At 60.7% G+C, this 25429-nt stretch carries 20 protein-coding genes; 7 read left to right on the top strand and 13 right to left on the bottom strand.

The window, feature by feature from the left end:
- The first annotated feature begins 24 nt into the window (after positions 1 to 24).
- Together AB4N53_RS22675 and AB4N53_RS22670 are read left to right on the top strand one after the other, a co-directional pair.
- A complete protein-coding gene (locus AB4N53_RS22675; protein WP_460123473.1) occupies positions 25 to 597 on the top strand; it encodes a HupE/UreJ family protein in 573 nt (190 codons plus the stop codon).
- A 180-nt stretch (positions 598 to 777) separates the two neighbouring features.
- The gene (locus AB4N53_RS22670; protein ID WP_460123470.1) at positions 778 to 1911 is read left to right on the top strand and encodes an AGE family epimerase/isomerase; all 1134 of its coding nucleotides are present in this window, start codon (positions 778 to 780) and stop codon (positions 1909 to 1911) included.
- A gap of 81 nt (positions 1912 to 1992) precedes the next feature.
- On the opposite strand, the gene AB4N53_RS22665 is transcribed toward AB4N53_RS22670, so the two are convergent.
- From AB4N53_RS22665 to amaB, 9 genes are all read right to left on the bottom strand, one after another.
- Positions 1993 to 2898: a cation diffusion facilitator family transporter gene (locus AB4N53_RS22665; RefSeq protein ID WP_460123467.1), complete on the bottom strand. Its 906-nt coding sequence runs from the start codon at positions 2896 to 2898 to the stop codon at positions 1993 to 1995.
- Positions 2899 to 3168: 270 nt separating this feature from the next.
- Complete coding sequence (locus AB4N53_RS22660) at positions 3169 to 3933, bottom strand: SDR family oxidoreductase (RefSeq protein WP_460123464.1); 765 nt, start codon at positions 3931 to 3933, stop codon at positions 3169 to 3171.
- Positions 3934 to 4772: 839 nt separating this feature from the next.
- Positions 4773 to 5489, bottom strand: coding sequence for an ABC transporter ATP-binding protein (locus AB4N53_RS22655; RefSeq protein ID WP_016771915.1), 717 nt, complete (start codon positions 5487 to 5489; stop codon positions 4773 to 4775).
- Positions 5486 to 6358 carry an ABC transporter ATP-binding protein gene (locus tag AB4N53_RS22650; protein ID WP_460123461.1) on the bottom strand — a complete coding sequence of 291 codons (873 nt, stop codon included), beginning with the start codon at positions 6356 to 6358 and terminating at the stop codon, positions 5486 to 5488. Before AB4N53_RS22650 ends, AB4N53_RS22655 begins: the two co-directional genes overlap by 4 nt.
- Positions 6355 to 7656: a high-affinity branched-chain amino acid ABC transporter permease LivM gene (gene livM, locus AB4N53_RS22645; RefSeq protein ID WP_024011385.1), complete on the bottom strand. Its 1302-nt coding sequence runs from the start codon at positions 7654 to 7656 to the stop codon at positions 6355 to 6357. The genes AB4N53_RS22650 and livM overlap by 4 nt, the downstream gene beginning before the upstream one ends.
- Before the next feature lie 3 nt (positions 7657 to 7659).
- Positions 7660 to 8574 carry an ABC transporter permease subunit gene (locus tag AB4N53_RS22640; RefSeq protein WP_016771918.1) on the bottom strand — a complete coding sequence of 305 codons (915 nt, stop codon included), beginning with the start codon at positions 8572 to 8574 and terminating at the stop codon, positions 7660 to 7662.
- 245 nt (positions 8575 to 8819) lie between these two features.
- Positions 8820 to 9953 carry an ABC transporter substrate-binding protein gene (locus AB4N53_RS22635; protein WP_041480713.1) on the bottom strand — a complete coding sequence of 378 codons (1134 nt, stop codon included), beginning with the start codon at positions 9951 to 9953 and terminating at the stop codon, positions 8820 to 8822.
- Between the two features lie 368 nt (positions 9954 to 10321).
- Positions 10322 to 11605: an L-pipecolate oxidase gene (gene amaA / locus AB4N53_RS22630; RefSeq protein WP_460123456.1), complete on the bottom strand. Its 1284-nt coding sequence runs from the start codon at positions 11603 to 11605 to the stop codon at positions 10322 to 10324.
- A 153-nt stretch (positions 11606 to 11758) separates the two neighbouring features.
- On the bottom strand, positions 11759 to 13249 hold the full coding sequence (gene amaB / locus AB4N53_RS22625; RefSeq protein WP_024011383.1) for an L-piperidine-6-carboxylate dehydrogenase: 1491 nt from the start codon (positions 13247 to 13249) through the stop codon (positions 11759 to 11761).
- A gap of 164 nt (positions 13250 to 13413) precedes the next feature.
- Here amaB and AB4N53_RS22620 point away from each other — a divergent pair, with 164 nt between their 5' ends.
- The 3 genes from AB4N53_RS22620 to nadE all read left to right on the top strand — a co-directional run bounded on the left by AB4N53_RS22620 (position 13414) and on the right by nadE (position 16581).
- Positions 13414 to 14313, top strand: a complete 900-nt coding sequence (locus AB4N53_RS22620; protein ID WP_460123451.1) for a LysR family transcriptional regulator — start codon at positions 13414 to 13416, stop codon at positions 14311 to 14313.
- Positions 14314 to 14525: 212 nt separating this feature from the next.
- Positions 14526 to 15749 carry a nicotinate phosphoribosyltransferase gene (gene pncB, locus AB4N53_RS22615; protein ID WP_460123448.1) on the top strand — a complete coding sequence of 408 codons (1224 nt, stop codon included), beginning with the start codon at positions 14526 to 14528 and terminating at the stop codon, positions 15747 to 15749.
- A gap of 4 nt (positions 15750 to 15753) precedes the next feature.
- Positions 15754 to 16581, top strand: coding sequence for an ammonia-dependent NAD(+) synthetase (nadE, locus tag AB4N53_RS22610; RefSeq protein ID WP_460123445.1), 828 nt, complete (start codon positions 15754 to 15756; stop codon positions 16579 to 16581).
- 159 nt (positions 16582 to 16740) lie between these two features.
- Here the strand turns inward: nadE and azu are convergent, their stop codons facing one another.
- Positions 16741 to 17184 carry an azurin gene (azu, locus tag AB4N53_RS22605; protein ID WP_016771925.1) on the bottom strand — a complete coding sequence of 148 codons (444 nt, stop codon included), beginning with the start codon at positions 17182 to 17184 and terminating at the stop codon, positions 16741 to 16743.
- A 341-nt stretch (positions 17185 to 17525) separates the two neighbouring features.
- On the opposite strand from azu, the gene AB4N53_RS22600 reads away from it, so the two are divergent.
- Positions 17526 to 18113, top strand: a complete 588-nt coding sequence (locus AB4N53_RS22600; RefSeq protein WP_024011379.1) for an LOG family protein — start codon at positions 17526 to 17528, stop codon at positions 18111 to 18113.
- A 68-nt stretch (positions 18114 to 18181) separates the two neighbouring features.
- On the top strand, positions 18182 to 18370 hold the full coding sequence (locus AB4N53_RS22595) for a hypothetical protein (protein ID WP_130910695.1): 189 nt from the start codon (positions 18182 to 18184) through the stop codon (positions 18368 to 18370).
- Positions 18371 to 18581: 211 nt separating this feature from the next.
- Here the strand turns inward: AB4N53_RS22595 and AB4N53_RS22590 are convergent, their stop codons facing one another.
- From AB4N53_RS22590 to AB4N53_RS22580, 3 genes are all read right to left on the bottom strand, one after another.
- A complete protein-coding gene (locus AB4N53_RS22590) occupies positions 18582 to 19472 on the bottom strand; it encodes a transglutaminase family protein (protein ID WP_460123442.1) in 891 nt (296 codons plus the stop codon).
- The gene (locus AB4N53_RS22585) at positions 19472 to 21958 is read right to left on the bottom strand and encodes a circularly permuted type 2 ATP-grasp protein (RefSeq protein ID WP_460123439.1); all 2487 of its coding nucleotides are present in this window, start codon (positions 21956 to 21958) and stop codon (positions 19472 to 19474) included. Before AB4N53_RS22585 ends, AB4N53_RS22590 begins: the two co-directional genes overlap by 1 nt.
- Positions 21959 to 22046: 88 nt before the next feature.
- A complete protein-coding gene (locus AB4N53_RS22580; RefSeq protein WP_460123436.1) occupies positions 22047 to 25322 on the bottom strand; it encodes a transglutaminase family protein in 3276 nt (1091 codons plus the stop codon).
- Positions 25323 to 25429 lie beyond the last annotated feature (107 nt).

The raw sequence follows: 25429 nt of genomic DNA, 5'->3' as shown, positions 1-25429 counted from the left end.
ACTTATCAACAAGGAAGCTTATCCATGACACTCAAACGTATTCTTGGCGCTCTGGCGTTGCTGCTGACACCGGCACTGGCCTTCGCTCACCCGGGGCATGGCGACAGCGGCCTCGTCGCGGGCATCAGCCACCCGATCGGCGGGCTCGACCACTTGCTGGCAATGCTCGCCGTCGGCTTATGGGCGGCGCAGCAACAAGGCGCGGCGCGCTGGGCGCTGCCGTGCACCTTTGTCGGCACCATGTTGCTGGGCGGTTTGCTCGGTTTTGAAGGGCTGCAGTTGCCGGCGCTGGAAAGCGGGATTGCCGCCTCGGTCTTGGCGCTGGGCCTGGCCGTGGCACTGGCCGTGCGTCCGCCACTGGTGATGGCGGTGGCAGCGACGGCGCTGTTTGCGCTGTTCCATGGCGTGGCGCATGGGCTGGAGTTGCCGGAAATGAGCAGCCCGTGGGCGTATGCGACCGGGTTTGTCGCGGCGACAGCTGTTTTGCATGCGCTCGGTTATGGCGTGGTCCGCGTGTTGCCGCAGGCAGCGGCGCCGCTGGTGCGGTTGGCGGGTGCGGCTTCGGCGGCGACTGGGGTGTGGTTGTTGGCAGGCTGATTTTTTATTGCCTGAACCGGCCTCTTCGCGAGCAGGCTCGCTCCCACAGGTTTTGTGTACGCTGCAAATCCACTGTGGGAGCGAGCCTGCTCGCGAAGACGGCCTGACAGACACCGCCTCTCTCAAGCAGTGCTCTCTGCTACCATGTCGCGCAATCGCCCCAGCCCGTGACGCCCGCCCATGCCCCATGCTTCCCGCTCCACCGCCTCGCCCGAATTGACCGCCCTGTTTGGCCAAGTGCAGCAGCACTTCCTCGACGTGATCGTGCCGCTGTGGCAAGGCCCGGGCTGGAATGCCGACATGGCGTTGCCGTACGAGGCGCTGGACGCTGCGCATCAACCGCTGCCAGCGCAACGCTATCGGGCGATGGCCTGCGCACGACAGCTGTATCTGTTCTCCAGCCTGATCGGGGTTGTGGATGATGCCGACGTCCGCGCCGCCGCGCTGTTTCGTTCTCTGCAACGGCATTTCCATGATGCCGAGCATGGCGGCTGGTTCTACAGCATCGATGCACAGGGCAAGCCGCTGGACCAGCGCAAGGATCTCTACACTCACGCCTTCATTCTGTTTGCCTGCGCGCATTACTGGGGCAAGTCCCGGGATTCGCTGGCCGAATCGACACTCAACGCCGCGCTTGAAATCATCGGCCGCCGGTTCGCCACCGGTGACGGTTTGTACGAAGCCTGCCTCGAGCGCGACTGGCTCACCCTGCAAACCGGCCCGCTGCAGAACCCGCTGATGCATCTGGCCGAAGCCTTTCTCGCGACTCTCGCCGTACGCGAAGACGCGCACACGCAAAAAGCCCTGCTTGAGTTATGCACAGCCATGCACAAGCAATTCGTCGACCCGCAATATGGCGTGTTGATGGAGAAGCCGCTGGGTGCTGTGGATAACTGGTACGAGCCGGGGCACCAGTTCGAATGGTATTTCCTGCTCGAATCCTCGCCGCTGTTGCGCGATTCGAAACTGCACCGGGCGCTGGATCGGGCATTTGCCTTTACCGAGCAGTACGGCGTACTGGAGTCCTGCGGCGCGGTTCGGGCGATGCTTGATCTGGAAGGCAATGGCCGTCCAAGGGACTCGACCCAGCGCATCTGGGCTCAGGCCGAATACCTGCGCGCGTTGACGTTGCGGGCGGACAGCGAAGCGGTGGTGCTGCGCCAGTTGCAGGCGCTGCAGCAGCGGTTTCTGCATGCCGGCGGCTGGCATGAGTGTCGCGATGAGAATGGAGAGGTCAGCCGCAAGGACATGCCGTCGACCACGCCTTATCATTTGGCGACCTGCTATCACGGTTTGGCTGAATATCTGCGTTGACCGAACGATTGCCTTCGCGAGCAGGCTCGCTCCCACAGCTTGAAATGCATTCACCTGCTCGCGAATGCCGTTACGCGGTCATCAGGCAATCCACTTTTTGTCCCCGGTGAAGCTGATCGTCAACCAGCGCGCCGCATCCGGCTCGCCCAACTGCGCCGATATCTGCTCACGTAAGGCATCCAGCTGTGCGACATCGCGCAGCGGATAATCGGCCGGCAACACCACATGAATTTCGATGAACCGCGCCCGACCGTGCTTTTGCACGTAGGACACGTAATCGTCGAAACCATGCTCGACCTTCGCCAACTCCATCACCTGCCGTACCTGATCATCCAGCGTATCGGGGGCAATACCCAGCACATCACGCAAGGCCGGGCCGAGGATCTTCAACGCCGGGGGCAGCATGGTCAGCGCCAGCACGATCAGGATCAGCGAGTCGACATACACCGCCCACTCGCCATAGCCCTGGGACTTGAGCAGCAGCGCGGCGAGAAAACTGATCAACAAGCCCACCGAGAGCATCGCGTCGACCAGCCAACTGATGTTGTCGAACTGGATCAGGCTGGATTTGAGCGTGCGATTACGGCGGCGTACGTAGAAGAAGTAGGCGAACTCGACGACGCTGAACACCGCCGCGTAGACGATCACCAGACCCAGCTCGATATCGCGGCCACCATTGATGATGCCGAACACGCCGTTGAGAAATGCATAGATGGCAATCAGCAGCAGGAAGCTGCCTTCAATCAGCAGCACCATCGGTTCCAGATGCCAGAAGCCGAACTGGAAACGCTGATTGCTTTGCTTGGCAATCAGCCGGGCGGTGATCAGCATCAGGATTTTGATAAATGTCGCGATCAGCGAAAAAAAGCCATCGAACAGGATGGATTGCGAACCTGAAACAAACCCGGTGACGATCCCGGCAATCGACACCGCCAGCATCAGCAGCGTCGACTGTTTGAGCAGTGCCTGCTCACCTCGGTTACTCACTTGAACGCCTCATGAAACCTTGAGCGCCGCGGGGTGCGGCCTGGTGGTTGAGTGAGGAGTTTAGCTTATCGACTTGGTTTGCCTGTGCCGCCCTCTTCGCTGGCAAGCCAGCTCCCACAGAGACCGAGTCACTCACAAGATAAGTGTCCATCGGTGATCCTGTGGGAACTGGCTTGCCAGCGATTGGCCTCAACGAGCAGGCTCGCTCTCACAGGCACCGCACTTGAAAATGTGGGAGCGAGCCTGCTCGCGAATGGCGTCAACGCGGTATCAAGCCTTGTTACGCTCGATGGCAAACCCGGCCCAGGTCTGACTCACGGGCATCAGCTCCAGGCTGTTGATGTTGATGTGTGCCGGGGTGTTCATCACCCAGAAAATCGTCTCGGCGATGTCTTGCGGCTGGATCGGTTCGGCGCCGGCATAAGTGGCGTTGTAGCGTTCCTGATCACCGGCGAAACGTACCAGCGAGAACTCGCTTTCGCACAGGCCGGGTTCGATGTTGCTGACACGCACGCCAGTGCCTTGCAAGTCGCAACGCAGGTTCAGCGAGAACTGTTTGACGAAGGCTTTGCTCGCGCCGTACACGTGGCTGCCCGGGTACGGATAGTTGCCGGCGATGGAACCGAGGTTGACGATGCCGGCGCCACGGCCGTGGGCGATCAGCCGTGGCAGCAGCAAGCGAGTGGCGTACATCAGGCCTTTGACGTTGGTATCGACCATGGTGTCCCAATCATCCAGATCGCATTTCGGCGCAGGGTCAACGCCGAGCGCCAGGCCAGCGTTGTTGATCAGGCCACGAAGTTTGGCGAACGTCGGCGGCAGGTTGGCAATCGCCTCCTCCATCGCCTTGCGATCACGCACATCGAGCACCAGACCGTGCACTTCGGTCTGCTTCGACAGTTCGGCGCACAGGGCATTGAGGCGCTCTTCACGACGGCCGGTGAGAACAAGCTTCCAGCCAGCCTCGGCAAAACGCCGGGCACAGGCTTCACCAAAACCGGACGTCGCGCCGGTGATAAACAGGGTGTCGGACATCGTGTTCTCCTTGCTTCGGCCGCCACGGCAGCCCTTGGAATAGAAAATCAGCAGGCAGCATGCCCGCCCTCGCGGATACGGGCAACACTTGCCAGCTGTACAAAAATCAACCAGACATGCCAAGGCCATAGCCCGCGTGGCCTGTAGCCATGTGCACGCATGTTATCCACAGTCTGCTCCACAGTTTCCGGGGGCAAGTGCAAACGCGCAAAGCCGCGCCATACAAGGCTTTGCGGGCGAAATGGAAAGTTTTTTGCTTGACCGTGAAGCGGAGGATGTGCGGGACAGGGCATTTTGCACGACGGACGGTGCAACCGGGTGATTGCGCGAGGCCAGCAATTACGGCCCTCAGCGAGGTATTTCCAGAGTTTAGTCACAGACTTATCCACAGGATTGCCCACATAGATTTGCTACGTCTCTGCTCCCCAGAAAAAGGTTGACAACCACGCGGTCCACTCCTGCAAAAATGCCTGATCAAAAAACAACCACACCCATACAAGCCACGGTTTACAAGGCGTGCAGCCAGATACACCCACGTTATTCACAGCCAGCTCCACAGTAACCGGGGACAAGTCAAAACTGTGGAAAAACAGCCATTTGCAGCGTCTATATGTCGCGCTTTGGCAGCTTGGGGAATTTGTTTTCCACAATTCTGAATTCCGCTTGATGTCATGCCTTGATTCCATGTAGGAGCTGCCGAAGGCTGCGATCTTTTGATTTTGTTTCTCAAGATCAAAAGATCGCAGCCTCCGGCAGCTCCTACACAGACATATGGTGAGTTTGAGGGATAAAAAAGCCCCGGGACTCTCGTCGCCAGGGCTGTGTACAACCGCGAGAAATCAGTGCCCGCCCAGATAGGCGTTACGCACCTCCTCATTCACCAACAACTCTTTACCGGTGCCGGTCAGGCGAATCTCGCCGTTGACCATCACATACGCGCGGTCCGACAGCTTCAGCGCATGGTTGGCATTCTGCTCCACCAGGAAAATGGTCATCCCGGTTTTCGCCAGTTCACGCAGGGTGGCAAAAATCTGCTTCACCACAATCGGTGCCAGGCCCAGGCTCGGTTCATCGAGCAGCAACAGCTTCGGCCGACTCATCAACGCACGGGCGATGGCGAGCATCTGCTGCTCACCGCCCGACATGGTCATCGCCCGCTGATTGCGCCGTTCTTCAAGCCGTGGGAACAGCTCGAACATGCGCTGCATGTCCTCTTTGGCGTACTTGTCGCCAATCGGGATGGTGCCCATCAGCAGGTTTTCCTCGACGGTCATGTCCGGGAACACCCGGCGCCCTTCCGGCGACTGCGCAATGCCGTTGGAGGCGATGTAGTGCGAGGACTTCTGCGTGATATCGACGCCTTGATAGAGAATCTGCCCACCCGCCGCTCTCGGCTGGCCGAAGATCGACATCAGCAAGGTCGACTTGCCGGCACCGTTGGAGCCGATCAGGCTGACGGTCTCGCCTTCGTTGATCTGCAGGGAAACGCCTTTGAGCGCCTGAATGGGGCCGTAGAACACGTCCAGATTGCGCAGTTCGAGGATCGGTTGGCTCATACCAGCTCCTCTTCGTCGGCGCCCAGGTAGGCTGCGATCACTTTCGGATCGTTGCGGATCGCTTCCGGCCCGCCTTCGGCGATGACGATGCCGTGGTCGAGAACCACGATGTGATCGGAAATGCTCATGACCATGCCCATGTCGTGTTCGATCAGCACCACGGTCAGATCGTGCTCGTCGCGCAGCAGCCGGATCATCGCGCTGAGCGCTTCGGTTTCCTGAGGATTGAGGCCGGCGGCCGGTTCGTCGAGGCAGATGATCTGCGGCCGTGTGCACATGGCCCGAGCGATCTCCAGACGGCGTTGTTGGCCGTACGAAAGTTCACCGGCCAGACGGTTGGCGCAGTCGACCAGATCGACCACTTCCAGCCAGTAGAACGCGACATCCAGCGCATCGCTCTCGGCCTTGCGATAGCCCTTGGTGTTGAGAATACCGGCGAGCATGTTGCGGTTGACCCACATGTGCTGCGCGACCAGCAGGTTTTCCAGCACCGACATTTCCTTGAACAGGCGAATGTTCTGGAACGTACGGGCGAGGCCGGCACGGTTCACCAGGTGAGTACCACCGAACATTTTGTAGTACATGCGGCTGAGGAAGGATCTCGGCGAAACGAAATCCGTCGGTTTGAACGACTCGCCCAGCAACTGAATGACGTTGGTCTGCCGGCCGCGCACGTTGAGTTCGATCTTGCCGCCCGTGGCCTTGTAGAACCCGGTCAGGCAGTTGAACACCGTGGTCTTGCCGGCGCCGTTGGGGCCGATCAGGGCAAAGATCGAATTGCGTTTGACCTTCAGGCTGACATCACTCAAAGCCTTGATGCCACCGAAATGCATCATCAGTTTTTCAACAGAGAGTACGACTTCACTCACGGCGCAGTCCTCTCGTAGTGAATGGCACCTTTGCGTGGTTTGACCCCGGTGCGGCTGATGCGAATCAGCCCGCGTGGTCGCCAGATCATCATCAACACCATCAGGATGCCGAACAGCAGCACGCGGTATTCAGCAAAGCCGCGCAGCAGTTCCGGGGCGACGGTGAGCACGAATGCGGCGATGACTACGCCAATGGTCGAGCCCATGCCGCCGAGCACGACGATGGCGAGGATCAGCGCCGATTCGAAGAAGGTAAACGAGGTCGGGTTGACGAAGCCTTGATAGGTGGCGAAGAACACCCCGGCCAGACCCGCCGTCGACGCACCGATGGTGAACGCCGAGAGCTTGACCAGGACGTGGTTGAGACCCATCGAACGGCAGGCGATTTCATCTTCACGCAGGGCTTCCCAGGCGCGACCGACCGGCATCTTCACCAGCCGATGCTTGACGTACAGCACCGCCAGCACCACAAGGAACAACACCGCGTAGATGAAGTAATACTTCACGTCCGGGTTGTAGGTCAGGCCGAAGAACTCGTGAAACGGCACCCCGCCATCCTTCGCCCGCTTGCCGAACTCCAGGCCGAAGAACGTCGGCAGTGGCGCCGGCATGCCGTTCGGGCCGCCGGTCAGGGACAGCCAGTTGTTCAGCACCAGACGAATGATTTCACCGAAACCCAGGGTCACGATCGCCAGATAGTCACCGTGCAGACGCAACACCGGGAAACCGAGAATGCAGCCGGCCAGGCCTGCGGTGATCGCCGCCAGCGGCAGCACCGTCCAGAAACCCAGCCCGAGATATTGGTAACCCAGCGCCAGACCGTAGGCACCGATGGCGTAGAACGCCACGTAACCGAGATCGAGCAGCCCGGCCAGGCCGACCACGATGTTCAGCCCCAGCCCCAACAGCACGTAGATCAACCCGAGGATGACCACGCCCAGCAGATAGGAGTTGGAAACAAACGGCACGATGATCGCCAGCACAATGATCAGCGGGATGATCCAGCGCAGCCGCGATTTGTAGTCCGCCGGCAGCACGTGCACGCCGGAACCAGTGCTCTCGAATCCGTCGAGGATCTTCAGGCCCTTGGGGGTTTGCAGGAACAGGCTGAGGGCAAAGCGACCGGCCATGACGATGGCAATGATCCACGCCACGCGTGTCGCTTCGAGGTTGAAGCTGTAGCCGTCGAGGACCACGCCGACAATCGGGCCGAACACGATCAGCGCAATCAGGCCGGCAAGAATCGCCTCGACCAGACTTTTTTTGATATCGATGGATTTTTCAGTGGTTGCAGACATCGCTTACACCTTCGACACAAGAGGACGGCCCAACAGGCCCTGCGGCCGGAAGACCAGTACGAGGACGAGCAGCGAGAAACTGAACACGTCTTTGTAGTCGGAGTTGACCAGACCGGAGAACAGCGACTCGGAGATACCGAGGATGATCCCGCCGAGCATTGCACCGGGCAGTGAACCGATGCCGCCAAGCACCGCTGCGGTGAACGCCTTGATGCCGATGATGAAGCCGGCATAGAAGTCGAACGTGCCGTAGTTCATGGTGATCAGCACACCGGCCAGTGCCGCCATGGCTGCACCGATGATGAACACATAGGAAATCACCCGGTCGGTGTTGATCCCCAGGATCGAGGCCATCTTGCGGTCTTGCTGGGTCGCGCGGCACATGCGGCCGAGCTTGGTGTATTTGATGACGTAGGTCAGCAGCCCCATGCCGACGAACGCGGCGATCAGGATGAAGACTTTGGTGTAGGTCAGTTGCACGAAGCCGGTGCCGACTTCAACACGCCAGGCACCGGTCAGCAACGTAGGCACGCCCTGTTGTTTGGCGCCCTGAGCGATCTGTGCGTAGTTCTGCAGAATCAGCGAAATACCGATAGCGCTGATCAGCGGCGCCAGGCGGGTCGAGTTACGCAGGGGTTTGTAGGCAACACGCTCGATGACCCAGCCATACACCGCCGTGACGACGATGGTGAAGATCAGCGTGCCGAGCATCAGCAGCGGGAAGGATTCGATACCGAAGTAAGCCAGCAGAGCCAGACTGATTGCCGCCAGGTAAGCGGAAATCATGTAAACCTCGCCGTGGGCGAAGTTGATCATGCCGATGATGCCATAGACCATTGTGTAGCCGATGGCGATCAGGCCATAGACCGACCCGAGGGTCAGGCCATTGACCAGTTGCTGCAGGAAAATACCATCCATAACGCAATCTCACGCAGTGAGAACCTGCGCGCCCATGGCGCGCGGCTCTTCTAGGAAAAATACAGATGTACGTCGGAGCAATGTCGGAGCGTGATCAGCCCTGACCACACGGAACCCCTTTGTGGGAGCGAGCCTGCTCGCGAAAGCGGTTGAACATTCAACGCAGAGGTTGTTTGTCAGTGCGTCTTCGCGAGCAGGCTCGCTCCCACAGGGGATCGGTGGTAATCAGATGATCGCTTCAGCCCTTACTTCTGCTTTTCCAGCTGGTGGTATTTGCCGTCCTTGTCCCACTGGTAAACCACGTAGTCGGAGACTTTCAGGTCGCCCTTGGCATCCCAGGTCTTCTCGCCCATCACGGTTTTCACAGGGTTGGCCTTCAGCCACTTGGCAGCGGCTTCGCCGTCGTTTTTCTTCGCGCCGTTGAACGCTGCCGCCAGGGTCTGAACCGAGGCGTAGGCGTACAGGGTGTAGCCTTCAGGCTCGGTGCCGGCCTTGCGGAACGCGTCCACTACGGTCTTGCTTTCCGGCAACAGGCGCGGGTCGGCGCCAAAGGTCATCAGCACGCCATCGGTGAATTGCGGGCCGCCAGCGGTGGTCACCAGTTCGTCGGTCACAATGCCGTCGTCGGACATGAACTTGACGTCTTTCAGGCCTTGCTCACGCAGCTGACGAACCAGCGGACCGGCTTCCGGGTGCAGGCCGCCGAAGTAGACGACATCGGCGCCGGCGCCACGGATCTTGGTGACGATGGTGCTGAAGTCTTTCTCGCCACGGGTCAGGCCTTCGTACAGCACAGGCTTGACGCCGCGTTTTTCCAACTGAGCCTTGGTGGCGTCCGCCAGGCCTTGGCCGTAGGTGTCCTTGTCGTGCAGCACGACAACCTTCTTGCCCTTGAGCATGTCGACGATGTAGTCGCCGGCGACGATGCCTTGCTGGTCGTCACGTCCGCACATACGGAACATGGCGCTGAGGCCACGCTCGGTCACCTGCGGGTTGGTCGAGCCCGGAGTGATCGCGATGATCCCGGCTTCGTCGTAGATCTCGGACGCTGGAATGGTCGACGAGGAGCAGAAGTGCCCGACCACACCGGCGACCTTCTGGTTGGTGAGGTCCTTGGCGACCGTCACTGCCTGCTTCGGTTCGCAGGCATCATCGCCTTTGACCAGGACGATTTTCTCCCCATTGACGCCGCCCGCCGCGTTGACCGCATCGGCCGCCGCCTGTGCACCCTTCATGTACTGCTCGCCGAATGCCGCGTTGGCACCGGTCATAGGACCCGCTACACCGATCTTGATATCAGCTTGAGCAAACGCAGAAACACCCAGCGCAGTAGCGACTGCGAGGGCCAGAAAGCCTTTCTTGTAAAACGTCTGGGACATGAGGTGGTGCTCCAAGGTTTTTTTTAGTTGGCACTGCGACTTCACTTCACTCAAAGCTCAGAGCAAGGCCCGTGCCATCGGTTTTTTATTCTTCAAAAAGTCGCTGCGTTGTTGTTATTTCGACTGTTTCGGTCCCATTTTCATTGGGCGTGCAACCGTCTAAACCGCGGAAGGTGAAACCATTTGTTTTTTCAGGCGCAACCCGCACGCGCCATCATTGCAACCGCAGCGGCAAACGACGTGCAACCAGCCTGTAACAGCCCGCGTCACCGAACTGCACACTGCTGGTGCGGGACTGCTACAACCCGCACCATTACAGGCTAGTCGCTGGATGCAAAAGCGCCGCTTGCGGCAACAATTTTCAACACTCAAATGACGATGCGCAGGCACTGGCCCGCGTGATACAGGGAAAATCCGGCCTCGTACAGGCAACTGCGCAAGCCCACACCGGCCAGGGGCTGCATCGGTGCGAAGGGAATCGGCAGCGCCTGCGCATCGCCGTTGCACAGGTAATCGGCGAAGGCTTTGCCGACCACCGTGCCGGTGGTGACGCCGCGACCGTTATAACCGGTGACGGCCACCAGCCCCGGCGCCGGTTCGAACAGACGCATCAGGTGATCAGGTGTAAACGCAATGCGCCCGGTCCAGGTGCATTCCCACTCGACCGGCTTCAGATTGGGGAAATAATGCTGCTGCACCCGATCGGCCCAGGCTTTGAGAAACCAGGTCGGTTTCTGATTGCCATTGCCGAGGCTGCCGAGCAACAGGCGCCCATCCTTATCGCGACGGATGCTGCTCAATACCTGACGGGTATCCCACGAGCCCTGCCCGCCCGGGAGGATTTCTTGCGCAGCGTCTTCGCTGAGGGGCACCGAGGCGACCTGGTAGTAATAGCCGGGAAAGAAATTGCGCTTGAGCTCGGTCCAGTCGCCTTCGGTATAGGCATTGGAGGCGATGACCACTTGTTCAGCGAGTACCGAACCCTGCGCGGTCTGCACCGACCAGTTCTGCCCGATGCGCTCAAGGCGAGTCACTGGCGAATGATCGAACATCTGCCCGCCGAGCCCGCGCACGGCAGTGGCCAGCCCGGTGACATAGGCCATCGGATTGAGCGTGCCGGCGCGGCGGTCAAGCAACGCGGCGGCGATTTTCTGCGTGCCGGTGGCTTGCTCGCAGGACTTGCCGGTCAGCAGTTCGACCGGCGCGCCACGACGTTTCCATTGCTGCTCGCGACTGCGCAGATCCGCCTCGCCCTTGGCGTTGTGCGCCATGTGCAAAGTGCCTTCGCGGCGCAATTGGCAATCGATGTTGTATTTATCCACAAGGCTGAACACCAGCGCCGGCGCCGCACCGAGCATGCGGTTCAGCTGACTGCCGACCGCCTCGCCGAAACCGGCCTCGATCTCGTCCGGAGGAATCCACATGCCGGCGTTGACCAGCCCGACGTTGCGCCCGGAACCGCCATGACCTGCACGATGAGCCTCCAGCACGCAGACGCTTTTGCCTTTTTCCAACAGATGCAGCGCCGCCGACAACCCGGTGAACCCGGCGCCGATCACGCAGACATCGACCTTGACCTCGCCCTTGAGCGCGGTGTTATCCGGGCGTTGTGGCGTGAGCGTTTCCCACAGACATTCTTCGCGTAACGGCATTGCCAGACTCCAACAGAAACCCAACAAACACAGTGCAGATCCTGTGGGAGCGAGCCTGCTCGCGAAAGCGGTAAATCAGCCAACATCAGTGTCGACTGACCTGACGCATTCGCGAGCAGGCTCGCTCCCACAGGGCAATCGCATCAAGCTTCGTCAGTCGAATGTAATGCCCTGCGCCAACGGCAATTCCAGCGAGTAGTTGACGGTGTTGGTTTGCCGGCGCATGTACGCGCGCCAGGCATCGGAGCCGGATTCACGGCCGCCGCCGGTCTCTTTCTCGCCACCAAAGGCACCGCCGATTTCCGCACCGCTCGGGCCGATGTTGACGTTGGCAATGCCGCAGTCACTGCCGACCGCCGACATGAACCGCTCGGCCTCGCGCACGTCGGTGGTGAAGATGCACGATGACAGGCCTTGCGGCACGGCGTTGTTCAGGCGCAGCGCTTCCTCGAAATCGCTGTAGCCGACCACGTAGAGAATCGGCGCGAAGGTTTCGCTGCAGACCACGTCGCTCTGCTCGGGCATTTCCACGATGGCCGGCGACACGTAGTAGGCATTGGGGAATTGCTCTTCCAGTTGGCGCTTGCCACCAAACACCCGACCGCCTTCGCTCAGCGCTTGCTCCAGCGCATCCTGCATGTTTTCGAAGCTGTGCCTGTCGATCAGCGGGCCGACCAGATTGCCTTGCAGCGGATGGCCGATGCGTACCTTCGAATAGGCCGCCTTGAGGCGGGTGACGATTTCTTCCTTGACCGACTCATGAGCAATCAACCGACGCAATGTCGTGCAGCGTTGCCCGGCGGTACCGACGGCGCTGAACAGAATCGCCCGCACCGCCATGTCCAGGTCGGCGCTCGGGCCGAGGATCATCGCGTTGTTGCCGCCCAGTTCGAGAATGCTGCGGGCAAATCGCGCGGCTACTTTCGGCGCCACTTCGCGGCCCATGCGCGTGCTGCCGGTCGCGCTGATCAGCGCAACACGCGGATCATCAACCAGCGCTTCGCCGGCATCGCGACCGCCGATCACAACCTGGCACAGACTCGGTGGGGCATCACTGAAATTTTTCACTACGCGATCAAACAGCGCCTGACAGGCCAGCGCGGTCAGCGGGGTTTTCTCCGACGGTTTCCACACCACCGGGTTGCCGCAGACCAGCGCCAGGGTGGTGTTCCACGCCCACACTGCGACCGGGAAGTTGAACGCGCTGATCACCCCGACCACACCAAGCGGATGCCAGGTTTCACGCATGTGGTGGCCCGGGCGCTCGGAGGCGATGGTCAGACCGTACAACTGGCGCGACAGGCCGACGGCGAAGTCGCAGATGTCGATCATCTCCTGCACTTCACCCAGACCTTCCTGAGTAATCTTGCCGGCCTCCCACGACACCAGCTCACCGAGGTCAGCCTTGTACTCGCGCAACACTTCGCCGAACTGGCGCACCAGTTCACCGCGACGCGGCGCCGGCACCTTGCGCCAGTGCTCGAATGCATGATCTGCGCGACTGATGTGCTGCTCGACTTCGGCAGCGCCTTCCCAGTTCACCGAGGCAATTTCGCTCCCGTCGATGGGCGAATGCACCGGCACTTTGCCGTTCTGGTACAGGGCCGGGTTGACTCCCAGACGATCAAGCAATGCGGCTACCATCGGTCTCTCCTCAAGCAAAAACAGAATGTGTGCGACCGTCGTTTCAGCGGCCGGGCAGGCCTTTAGTTGTAGCGTCACTGCGGCGATGCAACAAACGACCTTTACGCCAGATATCATTCCGTTTATTCATGCTGCGTATAGAACGACAAGAAAAAGGACTGGCCATGCTGAACAAACGCCACTTGCCCTCAATCACCGCGCTGCAATGCTTTGAGGCCGTGACTCGGCACCTGAGTTTTACCCGCGCTGCCGAAGAGCTGAACCTGACCCAGAGTGCGGTGAGCAAACAGGTCGCACAGCTTGAAGAACTGTTGCAGCATTTGTTGTTCCGCCGCGTGCGACGGCGCTTGCAGATGACACCGGCCGGGGATTTGTATCTGGTCGAGGTCAGAAAAATCCTCAGCCAAGTGGAGATGTCGACGCATTACCTGCGTTCCTACGGCGGCGAAACCGAAGTCCTGCGCGTCTCCACTCCGTCGACCTTCGGCGCCCGTTGGCTGGTGCCGCGCCTGAAAGGCTGGCGCCTGCGCCATCCGTCGATTCATCTGGATCTGTGCAACGAGCAGGAAGCCGATGATCTGTTGCAGGGGCGCAGCGATCTGGCCTTCTATTTCGGCCAGGCTTCGCGACCGGGCACCGAATGCCTGAAATTGTTCGGCGAAGAACTGGTGCCAGTCTGCGCCCCGAGCAGCCTGCCGGACACGCCATTCACTGACCCGACGCAACTCACCGACCTGGTGCTGTTGCAGAATGCCTCGCGACCGCAGGCCTGGCACGACTGGTTCGACAGCCAGGGCTACCACACCGAGCACAGCTACCACGGGCCGCGTTTCGAAACCTTTTACATGTGCATCCGTGCCGCCCAGGTCGGCTGCGGCGTGGCCCTGCTGCCACGGTTTCTGGTGGAAGAGGAATTGGCCGAAGGCAAACTGGTCATACCCTGGCAGCATGCGATGCCCAGCAGCGATGCCTATTACCTGGCCTACCCCGAACACGCGGCGGAAGTGCCGAAGGTGCGAGATTTTGTGAAATGGATGCTTGAACAAATCGATAGCCCGCTGTGAGTTCAACCGGGATCCCTGTGGGAGCGAGCCTGCTCGCGAAAGCGTCGGGTCAGCCACATCATCTTTGACTGACACACCGCATTCGCGAGCAGGCTCGCTCCCACAGGGTTTGCCGTGGCGTGAAAAATTGCTGGCAATCCTTGCACCTGATATGCGCCACTAGCGCCATCGATTTAGACCGCGCCAGGCGCGGCGCAACTGGAGACCCGTTTATGAGCGAGAGTGTGTTTGCCGATCGCATCGTGCAGAACCTGCTCGACACCGACTTCTACAAGCTGACGATGATGCAGGCGGTGCTGCACAACTACCCCAACGTCGAAGTCGAATGGGAGTTCCGCTGCCGCAACGCCGAAGATCTGCGCCCGTATCTGGCCGAGATCCGCCATCAGGTCGAGCGTCTGGCCGAGCTGAGCCTGAGTGCCGATCAGTTGAGCTTTCTCGAGCGCATCAGCTTCCTCAAACCGGACTTCCTGCGCTTCCTCGGTCTGTTCCGCTTCAACCTGCGCTACCTGCACACCGGCATCGAAAACGGCGAGTTGTTCATCCGTCTGCGCGGGCCATGGCTGCACGTGATCCTTTACGAAGTGCCGCTGCTGGCGATCGTCAGCGAAGTGCGCAATCGCTATCGCTACCGGGAGACTTCGCTGGAGCAGGCACGCGAACAGCTGTATCGCAAGTTCGACTGGCTGACCGCCAACGCCTCGGCCGATGAGCTGTCGCAACTGCAGGTCGCCGATTTCGGCACGCGCCGGCGCTTTTCCTTTGGCGTGCAGGCCGAAGTGGTCAACGTGCTCAAGCACGATTTCCCAGGGCGCTTCGTCGGCACCAGCAACGTGCATCTATCCCGCGAGCTGGACATGAAACCGCTCGGTACCATGGCTCACGAATGGATCATGGCCCATCAGCAGCTCGGCCCGCGTCTGATTGACAGCCAGATCGCCGCGCTCGACTGCTGGGTTCGCGAGTACCGTGGCCTGCTCGGCATTGCCCTTACCGACTGCATCACTACCGATGCGTTTCTTGGCGATTTCGATCTGTTCTTCGCCAAACTCTTCGACGGGCTGCGCCATGATTCCGGGGACCCGGTGGCCTGGGGCGAAAAGTGCATCGCGCACTATCACAAGCTCGGCATCGACCCGATGAGCAAGACCCTGGTGTTTTCCGACAGTCTGACCCTGCCCAAATCGTTGGAGATTTTCCGCGCGCTGCACGGTCGCATCAATGTGAGCTTCGGCATCGGTACCAATCTCACCTGTGACATCCCGGGTGTCGAACCGATGAGCATCGTGCTTAAAATGACCGCCTGCAACGGCCAGCCGGTGGCGAAGATCTCCGACGAGCCTGGCAAGACCCACTGCAAAGATCCGAATTTCGTCGCCTATTTGCGACATGTGTTTCAGGTTCCTGCCGAATCCAGTCTATCTAGCAAGGAGTGAATTCATGCAAGCCGTACAGCGTGAGATTGCTGAGCAGCTCAAGGTGCAACCACCGTTCGCCGACGATCAGGCCCTGCAGGCCGAAGTCGCCCGGCGCCTGACGTTCATTCAGGATTGTCTGGTCAATTCCGGGCTCAAGACCCTGGTGCTGGGCATCAGCGGCGGCGTCGACTCACTGACCGCCGGCCTCCTGGCCCAGCGCGCGATACGTGAACTGCGCGAAAAAACCGGCGACGACCGCTACAAATTCATTGCCGTGCGCCTGCCCTACGAAACCCAGTTCGACGAGCACGACGCCAAGGCCTCGCTCGACTGCATCGGCCCTGATGAAATCCACACCGTGAACATCGGCCCGGCGGTCAAGGCACTGGCGGCTCAGGTGTCGGCGTTCGAAGGCAAACCGGCGGCGTCGGTGGATTTCGTGCTGGGCAATACCAAGGCGCGGATGCGCATGGTGGCGCAGTACACGATTGCCGGGGTGGCAGGCGGTCTGGTGATTGGCACCGACCACGCGGCGGAAGCGGTGATGGGTTTCTTCACCAAATTCGGCGACGGCGCCTGTGACCTCGCCCCGCTCAGCGGCCTGGTGAAAAATCAGGTGCGTGCGATTGCCCGTAGTTTTGGCGCGCCGGAATCGTTGGTCGAGAAAGTGCCGACTGCTGACCTGGAAGACCTGTCACCGGGCAAGCCGGACGAAGCGGCGCACGGCGTGACCTATGCCGAGATCGATGCGTTTCTGCACGGGGAAACGGTGCGGGACGAGGCGGCGAAGATCATCGTCGATACGTACAACAAGACTCATCACAAGCGCGTGATGCCGTTTGCGCCTTGAGGTATGGAAATGCCTGTAGGAGCCGGTAGGAGCTGACGAGTGCAACGAGGCTGCGATCTTTTGATCTTCCTTTATTAAGATCAAGATCAAAAAATCGCAGCCTTCGGCAGCTCCTGCACAAAAAAAGCGTCCCCGGGGGGACGCTTTTTTGTGCCTGGTTTATTTGACGACGATGGTGCCTTTCATCATCGAGATATGGCCAGGGAACGAGCAGAAGAAGCCGTAGCCACCGTCAGCTACCTTGGCCACATCGAAGGTCACCGAGTCGGTTTCCTTGGCGCCGATGATCTTGGTGTGGGCGATGATGCGGGCGTCGCCGTCCTTCAGGTAGTTCTTGTCGATACCGGCTGCCAGGCCGTCGGTAGCAATCGGCTGCATGTCAGCTTCTTTGCTGATCACCAGGTTATGGCCCATGACGTTCTTCGGCAGGCTGCCGGAGTGGGTCAGTTCGACGGTGAAGGTCTTGCAGCTCTTGTCGATCACGATTTCCTTGGTGTTGAAGGACATCTGATCGGTGGAATCAACGGTGGTTTTGCACTCGGCAGCCATCAATTGGCTGCTGGCCAGCGCCAGCAGGGATACCGCAACAACTTTGGAAAACATGGTGAATCTCCAAGGCAGGGTTAACAAAAACACTAGTGGTGGAAAGACTGCCTGAAATCATCGCAAGTTCATATGACTTGAGTCAAAAATTGTATACAACTTTCAGGCTATGACACTCATCGACACAATCTAACGGCCATTTCGTTCGGCCAGCCCTATGATCGGCCCACCTACGAAACGGAGTACCTGTCATGTTCTTTAACGGCCTGTTGTGCAGCTTGCTCGCCGCCTACGCCTGTGGCGCCAGCGGTACTTTTGAATCACCCGAACGCGAAGTCTAGTCCTTGGAGCGCGACGTGCCAGCCGTTACCCTGTGCGACTGATCGACCCAGGAGTAACCCATGTCGCTGAAATCCGTTTGTGTGTTTTGCGGTGCCAATGCCGGTACCGTGCCGGCTTATACCGAAGCTGCCGTCGCCCTTGGCCGGGCACTGGCCGAGCGTAATCTGACGCTGGTCTACGGCGGTGGCGCCGTCGGCTTGATGGGCATTGTTGCTGATGCCGCGCTGGCCGCTGGCGGCGAAGTGATCGGCATCATTCCGCAAAGCCTGATGGACAAAGAGATCGGCCACAAGAGCCTGACGCGCCTGGAAGTGGTCGACGGCATGCATGCGCGCAAGGCGCGGATGGCCGAACTCAGCGATGCATTCATCGCCCTGCCCGGCGGCCTTGGCACGCTGGAAGAGCTGTTCGAAGTCTGGACCTGGGGCCAGCTCGGATACCACGGCAAGCCTTTGGGCCTGCTGGAAGTGAACGGTTTCTACAGCAAACTCACGGCTTTTCTCGATCATATCGTCGGCGAAGGCTTCGTTCGCGCGCCACACCGTGACATGCTGCAAGTGAGCGAATCGCCAGATTCCCTGCTCGACGCCCTCGATCAGTGGCAGCCGACCGTCACGCCCAAGTGGGTCGACCAAAAACCCGGCTAACCCCCGGACACCGATACAGGGCAGAATACGCGCCGCTCAACCTCACCTTCGACCCAAGAGGATCGCCCATGGCCAAACCCAATTACTCCTTCGCCAAACGTCAACGAGACCTGGCAAAGGAACAGAAGAAAGAGGAAAAGCTTCAGCGCAAGAAGCAAACCGCTGAAGAAGCGGCACTGAACCCTGACGGTGAAGTGGCGACCGATGATGATGTTGATGCAACCGATGCACCGAAAGATCAGACGCCCGACGCCTGAGCCCCACCGGGTTTGATGATCGAATCAGACCCTGCGGATTTGTGACGGGGCTGGCACTTTTGCTGCCGGCCCTCACAGCCCTGCTTTCTCCATGACGCACCAAAATTCCCTGTGGGAGCGAGCCTGCTCGCGAAAGCGGTGTATCTGTTACAAATCTATTGGCTGACCTGACGCTTTCGCGAGCAGGCTCGCTCCCACATCTGAAAACTCATCAATTCTGAGGCATCACCGTAACCCGCACTTCCGGGTCGTGATTACCGCCACCGAGAATCACCCCACGCAGGGGCGACACATCGGAGAAATCCCTTCCCCACGCCAACGTGATGTGTTCCAGCGCTGGCTGCACATTGTTGGTCGGATCGAAATCCACCCATCCCGATACCGGGCAGAACACCGATACCCACGCATGCGAGGCGTCGGCGCCGATCAGGCGTGGTTGCCCCGGCGGCGGCTGCGTCAGTAGGTAGCCGCTGATATAACGCGCCGCCAGACCGCGCGAGCGCAGGCAGGCCAGCATCAGATGGGCAAAGTCCTGACAGACCCCACGGCGGCGCTCCAGCACCTCCACCAGCGGCGTCGCCACTTGGGTGGCTTCGGCATCGAAGGTGAATTCGCTGAATATCTTCTGCATCAGCGCTTGCACGCCGAGCAGCAATGGTCGCCCCGGCGCAAAGCAGCTTTGCGAGAACTCGACGAAGCTGCGCTTCAAATGCACATAGGGTGACTGGAACCGGTAGCGACAGGCTTCGAGCAAGTCGGCGGACAACGGCTGACTGCTGTAGGTCAGCGCATCGCGGGTCTGCTCCCACGGCGGCGACTGATTGAAATCCAGCGCCGGCCGCGCCAGCACCTCGACCGTCAGCCGGGCGTTGACCTGCAATTGGTCATGGGGCCGCTCAAAGGCCAAGCGCGTCAGCGGATTGCCGAACACGTCCAGTTCATCGCGGCGCATGGTCGGCTCGGGACTGATCAACAGTTGCTGCTCGGTGCAGCGCTGCCAGCTGCATTCGCGCGGCCACAGGTGCGCCAGTTGCTGTGCGAGGGAAACCGGGCTGTCGTAGTGATAACAGGTGTCGTGGAAGATCTGATATTGAGCGCTCATCACACGGACACCGTTCGCTGGCTGACATCATCGACATGAGCGAAATGGCGCAGGGCCAGACGATCCGAGACCTGGCCGCTGGCCTCGGCGATTTCCTGCAACAGATCGGCCAGACCATCCAGCGCGGCACGTACGCTGGATTTGCCGAACAGCGGATTCTCCAGACAACCGAGATCAAACCGCGACAGGCGCTCGACCAGTTGCGGCAGCGCGGTTTCGCGAGGCGCGGCGAAGTCGTCGTTCAGGCGTTTCAGCGTGCGTGTGACCAGTTTCAGTTGAAACAACACCGCGTGGGGGTTCTGCTCATCCAGCAAAAGCAGATCGAGCACCGGAATCAGTTGCGCCACCGCCAGATAGCGCGAGCGATAGGTGATGCTGCTGTTACCCAACTCCAGCAACCACTCAAGCCCGGCCTGATCGAACGCACCCGCACCGCGCAGAAACGCGGCGAGGCTGCTGCTGAGAAACTGCAAGCGTTCGATGCGTCGGCCGATCATCAGAAAACGCCAACCTTCGTCGCGGGTCATGTCATCCAGGGCAAACCCCGACAGCGCCGCCAGCGACATCACCAGACGGTTGAGGAAATCCAGCAGTTCGCCGAAGTCCGGCTCATCGACTTCCAGCTCCAGCGCCTCGCGCTGCAACTCGACCAGGGCCTGCCAGTTTTCCCGGGACAGCTTGCCGCGCACTTGTGACGCCGCCCACTGCAAGCGCTGCAAGTTGGAGCGCAGGCTGAACGACCAGTCCTCGCCCAGCAGCGCAGCGAGCAGGCGCTCCGGCAGTTCGCCTTCATCCGGCAACAGCGCCAGGCGCTCACCGAGATCGACTGCCGCCTGCAACGCTTGCGGATCATCGCCATCGACGTAACGCGTGAGCATGATGCGCAGCAGCCGCGCGCTGTCGTCGCAGCGCTCGCAGTAGCGGCCGAACCAGAACAGGTTTTCCACCACCCGCGACGGCAGATATGGATCGCGCCGCACCAGATCGTGCACGCCGACATTGCGCTGCGCCTTCCATTGCTCGCCGCTCGGCGCACGGTCGCTGAGCACCCAGGTGTCCTTGCTCGCCCCGCCGCGCTGCATCGACACGACTTCGGCATCGGCTTCGGCCGCCACTCGGGTCAGACCACCCGGCAACACGCGGTAGCCGTCGTGGCTGGCAACCGCATACATGCGCATACCGATCGCGCGGGGTTGCAGATGACCGTCTTCGGCTTGCCAGACCGGCGCCTGCGACAGTTGCGCCAGCTCTTGCGCGACATAGGCATAAGGCCGCGCCTGCATACGCTGCGCCAGTTCCAGGCGCTGACTGTCGCTCAAATCACGGCCAAACACCGGGGCGAAGCTTTGCGACGGAAACGCCGGTTTGATCAACAGGCCCGGAAGTTTTTCCAGCGCCTGCGCCAGCACTGGCGCTTCACCGCACCACCAAGTGGCGATCGACGGCAGGATAAGTTCTTCGCCGAACAGGAATTGATTGATCTTCGGCAGAAACCCCAGCAGGCCCGGCGATTCCAGCACCCCGCTGCCGAGCGCATTGGCCACCAGCACCCGTCCCTGACGCACCGCTTCAAGCAGGCCGGGGACGCCAAGCGCCGAGTCGGTTCGCAGTTCCAGCGGATCGCAGAAATCATCGTCGAGGCGGCGCATGATCGCGTGCACCCGGCGCAGGCCGCTGAGGGTTTTCAGGTACACCGTGGCATTGCGCACAGTCAGATCACCGCCCTCGACCAGCGGGTAGCCGAGCTGACGGGCCAGATACAGATGCTCGAAATAACTTTCGTTGAACCGCCCCGGCGTCAGCAGTACCACCAGCGGTGCGTCATCGCCATCAGGAGCCTGACGCGCCAAAGTTTCCTGCAAGGTGCGGAAGAATCCGGCCAGATGCTGCACCTTGAGATCACGGTACAAATCAGGAAAGGCACGGGAGACGATGGTGCGGTTTTCCAGCGCATAGCCGGCACCGGACGGCGCCTGTGTGCGATCGGCAGTGACCCACCAGCGACCGTCCGGCGTGCGCGCCAGATCCACGGCGTACAAATGCAAAAAAGCTGACTCGGGCGGAGCAATGCCCTGACAGGGCCAGAGAAAATTGTTGTGCCCGAAGACCAGCTCGGCGGGCAGCAGGCCTTGGCTGATCAACCGTTGCGGACCGTACAGATCCGCCAGCACTGCATTGAGCAAGCGCGCGCGCTGAGCGATGCCGGCGGACAAGTGCTGCCATTCATCTGCCGCGATCACATGGGGCAGCAGATCCAGTTCCCACGGCCGATCAGCGCCCTTGGGATCGGCATAGACATTGTAGGTGACGCCGTTTTCCTGAATCTGCCGCGCCAGCAAGGCCTGACGCTGCACCAGTTGCGCGGGGCTGCTGCGCTGCAACTGATCGAACAGCCGCTGCCAATGCGCACGCACTGCGCCGCTGCCGTCGAGCAGTTCGTGATAGGTGCCCGCAGTCAGCGGGTAGCGGTCTAACAGGTCAGGCATGGAAAGCTCGGCAGACAGCAGGGAACGGTCAGACTAACGCAGGCACATGACGCGCGGATATACACAAAATCCGCGTGTCATGCCGGTTTCAGAAACGTCGCAGATCAAGGGTCATCGGCAACTCGTCACTGACTTCAACTTTCGGTATCGGGAGTTTGCCCGGTGTATGTCCGAGGCGGAAAAACCGCGCCATGCGCCGGCTCTCTGCTTCGTTGGCATTGACCGGCAATGTTTCGTAATTGCGCCCGCCGGGATGGGCGACGTGGTACTGGCAACCGCCCAGCGAACGCCCCATCCAGGTATCGAGCAGGTCGAACACCAACGGCGCATGCACCGGTATGGTCGGATGCAGACAATTGGCTGGTTGCCAGGCCCGAAAGCGCACCCCAGCGACAAACTCACCCACCCGCCCGGTCGGGTGCAACGGTACCGCGACGCCATTGCAGGTCAGCAGATAACGTTGTGGCGGCAGGCCGTTGAGCTTGACCTGCAAGCGCTCCAGCGATGAATCGACGTAGCGCACCGTGCCGCCCGCCGCACCCTCCTCGCCCAGCACATGCCAGGGTTCGAGCGCCTGACGCAGCTCCAGCTCGATGCCATTGACGGCGTAGTCGCCGACCTTGGGAAAACGAAACTCCAGATGCGCCGCGAACCACTCCGCACGCAACGGATAACCGGCATTGTTGAGTTCGACGATGACGTCGGCGAAATCCTCTTCGATAAAGTGCGGCAGCAGAAAGCGATCGTGCAGCTCGGTACCCCAGCGTGCCAGTTTCGCCGGCGCATAAGGCTCGCGCCAAAAGCGCGCGACCAGCGCCCGTAGCAGCAACTGCTGAGCCAGACTCATGCGCGCATGGGGCGGCATTTCAAAAGCGCGCAGCTCCAGCAAGCCAAGACGCCCGGTGGCGCCGTCCGGTGAATACAGTTTGTCGATGCAGAATTCGGCGCGATGGGTATTGCCGGTGACATCGATCAGTAGATTGCGCAACAGCCGATCGACCAGCCACGGCGCACATTCCTCGCCCGGCTCCGGCATCTGCGCGAAAGCGATTTCCAGTTCGTACAAGGCGTCATTGCGCGCCTCATCAACCCGTGGCGCCTGGGACGTCGGGCCAATGAACAGCCCGGAAAACAGGTACGACAGCGAAGGATGGTTGTGCCAGTAGCTGATCAGACTGCGCAGCAGATCCGGCCGCCGCAGAAACGGTGAGTCCGCCGGTGTCGCGCCGCCGAGGACGAAATGGTTGCCACCGCCGGTGCCGGTGTGGCGCCCGTCGATCATGAACTTCTCGGTGGTCAGGCGGGTTTGCCGCGCCTGTTCGTAGAGAAACTCGGTGCGCTCGACCAACTCGTCCCAGGTCGCCGATGGCTGCACGTTGACCTCGATCACGCCCGGGTCCGGAGTGACACGGAAATTGCTCAGGCGCGGATCACTCGGCGGCTCATAGCCCTCCAGCAACACCGGACAACGTAACTCTTCGGCAGTGGCCTCGATGGCCGACACCAGCTGCAGATAATCCTCGACACGCTCCAGCGGCGGCATGAACAGGTACAGCCGCCCTTCGCGGGCCTCGGCACAGAATGCGGTGCGGGTCAGCCAGTCGGCGGACTCATCGATTTTCGGCACGCGGTCATCCAGCGCCGCAGGTTCGCCGTGAACACCAAGCTGCGCGGCATCCGGCAGCTCGGCTAAGTCCTGATTCGGATCGTTGGGATGGATGAACGGATATTCTGCCGCTGTCACCCACGGCTGCGAGGCCAGCGGCAAGCGATAACCCAGCGGCGAATCCCCCGGCACCAAGCGACAGTGCTCATCGCGCAGATACCAACGCCCGCTCTGCCATTGATCGCCCTTGGCCGTGCGTGCCAGCGGCAGCACCTGGCCGATCACCTTGTTCAGGCCCTGACTGAAGACCTTGTGCAATCGCGCGCGCTCCAATGGCTCTTCCAGGCGCGAATCTTCGGCGCTGACGTTGCCGGGCAACGCGCCCTCGCGCCAGAGGTAATAGAGATGATCCTCGTAAGCCGGGAACACAAAGCGTGCAGGCAACTTCAGGCGCTCGGCAACACTGGCCAGAAAGCGCCCGGCCAGTTCGCCGTCGGCGCCATAGTCCTGCTGTTCGTCGGCGATCAACGCGTCGTTGTGCCAGATCGGCTGACCATCGCGGCGCCAATAACAATTGAGCGACCAGCGCGGCAACTGCTCACCGGGATACCACTTGCCCTGGCCGAAATGCACCAGCCCCTGCGGAGCGTATTGCTTGCGCATGCGCTGGAACAGTTCGGCGGACAGCCGACGCTTGTCCGGCCCCAGCGCGGCGGTGTTCCATTCGGCGCCGTCCGGGTCGTCGATGGAGACGAAGGTCGGCTCGCCGCCCATGGTCAGGCGCACATCGCCTTCGAGCAGATCGGCATCGATCTGCCGGCCCAGTGCCTGGATCGCCCGCCACTGTTCATCGGTATAGGGCTTGGTGACTCGTGGCGCTTCCCAGATTCGCTCGACCGACATTTCATGGCTGAACTGCGTCTCGCAAGGTTCGACCAGACCACTGATCGGCGCCGCCGAGGACGGATCGGGACTGCAGGCCAACGGGATGTGCCCCTCCCCGGCGAACAGCCCGGATGTGGCGTCGAGGCCGATCCAGCCGGCGCCCGGCAGATACACCTCGCACCAGGCATGCAGGTCGGTGAAGTCGACGTCGGTACCGGACGGGCCGTCGAGGCTTTTCACATCGGCGGTCAGTTGAATCAGGTAACCGGAAACAAACCGCGCCGCCAGACCGAGATTGCGCAACAGCTGCACCAACAACCATGCCGAATCACGGCAGGAACCGGAGGCATGCTGAAGCGTGTGCTCCGGGGTCTGCACGCCGGGCTCCATGCGAATCAGGTAGCCGATGTCTTCGCTGAGGCGCTGATTGAGCGCCACCAGAAAATCCACCGCAGGCAGCGGCGTGCGGTCGATGCTGTCCAGGTAAGTCTTGAAGGTCGGGGTGAGCGGCAGTGTTTCGAGGTACGGCGCCAGCTCCTTGCGCTCGTCGGCGGCGTAGTTGAAAGGGATTTTTTCCGCATACGGTTCGAGGAAGAAGTCGAACGGATTGAACACCGCCATTTCCGCTACCAGATCGACTTCGATGCGCAGCTCGGAGGTTTTTTCGGGGAACACAAGACGCGCCAGGTAATTGCCTTGGGGGTCCTGCTGCCAGTTGATGAAATGCTGCTCGGGCGAGACTTTCAGCGCATAGGACAGAATCCGCGTGCGACTGTGAGGCGCCGGGCGCAGGCGGACGATCTGCGGGCCGAGTTCGACAGCGCGGTCGTAGCGATAATGCGTGACGTGATGCAATGCGACATGAATCGACACGGCGTGCCTCCTGCGAGCCTTGGGCGTATGGGAAAGCGCGCAAGACTTATGCCATGCACAGGCTTGCGCGCTTTCGCGAAGTGCTCAAGGCAGTACAGCACCAAAAC

Source organism: Pseudomonas sp. H3_E04, assembly GCF_054668915.1.
Note: the sequence above shows the minus strand (reverse complement) of the source record. Positions and strands in the feature narration are given on the sequence as shown.

What these genes read in the sequence shown, in the direction of transcription:
- AB4N53_RS22675 (WP_460123473.1), top strand. Translation starts at nt 25, where the DNA reads ATGACACTCAAACGTATTCTTGGCGCTCTGGCGTTGCTGCTGACACCG.
- AB4N53_RS22595 (WP_130910695.1), top strand. Translation starts at nt 18,182, where the DNA reads ATGGCCAAACCCAATTACTCCTTCGCCAAACGTCAACGAGACCTGGCA.
- AB4N53_RS22590 (WP_460123442.1), bottom strand. Translation starts at nt 19,472, where the DNA reads ATGAGCGCTCAATATCAGATCTTCCACGACACCTGTTATCACTACGAC.
- nadE (WP_460123445.1), top strand. Translation starts at nt 15,754, where the DNA reads ATGCAAGCCGTACAGCGTGAGATTGCTGAGCAGCTCAAGGTGCAACCA.
- azu (WP_016771925.1), bottom strand. Translation starts at nt 17,184, where the DNA reads ATGTTTTCCAAAGTTGTTGCGGTATCCCTGCTGGCGCTGGCCAGCAGC.
- AB4N53_RS22585 (WP_460123439.1), bottom strand. Translation starts at nt 21,958, where the DNA reads ATGCCTGACCTGTTAGACCGCTACCCGCTGACTGCGGGCACCTATCAC.
- livM (WP_024011385.1), bottom strand. Translation starts at nt 7,656, where the DNA reads ATGTCTGCAACCACTGAAAAATCCATCGATATCAAAAAAAGTCTGGTC.
- AB4N53_RS22660 (WP_460123464.1), bottom strand. Translation starts at nt 3,933, where the DNA reads ATGTCCGACACCCTGTTTATCACCGGCGCGACGTCCGGTTTTGGTGAA.
- amaA (WP_460123456.1), bottom strand. Translation starts at nt 11,605, where the DNA reads ATGCCGTTACGCGAAGAATGTCTGTGGGAAACGCTCACGCCACAACGC.
- AB4N53_RS22640 (WP_016771918.1), bottom strand. Translation starts at nt 8,574, where the DNA reads ATGGATGGTATTTTCCTGCAGCAACTGGTCAATGGCCTGACCCTCGGG.
- AB4N53_RS22670 (WP_460123470.1), top strand. Translation starts at nt 778, where the DNA reads ATGCCCCATGCTTCCCGCTCCACCGCCTCGCCCGAATTGACCGCCCTG.
- pncB (WP_460123448.1), top strand. Translation starts at nt 14,526, where the DNA reads ATGAGCGAGAGTGTGTTTGCCGATCGCATCGTGCAGAACCTGCTCGAC.
- AB4N53_RS22635 (WP_041480713.1), bottom strand. Translation starts at nt 9,953, where the DNA reads ATGTCCCAGACGTTTTACAAGAAAGGCTTTCTGGCCCTCGCAGTCGCT.
- amaB (WP_024011383.1), bottom strand. Translation starts at nt 13,249, where the DNA reads ATGGTAGCCGCATTGCTTGATCGTCTGGGAGTCAACCCGGCCCTGTAC.
- AB4N53_RS22620 (WP_460123451.1), top strand. Translation starts at nt 13,414, where the DNA reads ATGCTGAACAAACGCCACTTGCCCTCAATCACCGCGCTGCAATGCTTT.
- AB4N53_RS22600 (WP_024011379.1), top strand. Translation starts at nt 17,526, where the DNA reads ATGTCGCTGAAATCCGTTTGTGTGTTTTGCGGTGCCAATGCCGGTACC.
- AB4N53_RS22655 (WP_016771915.1), bottom strand. Translation starts at nt 5,489, where the DNA reads ATGAGCCAACCGATCCTCGAACTGCGCAATCTGGACGTGTTCTACGGC.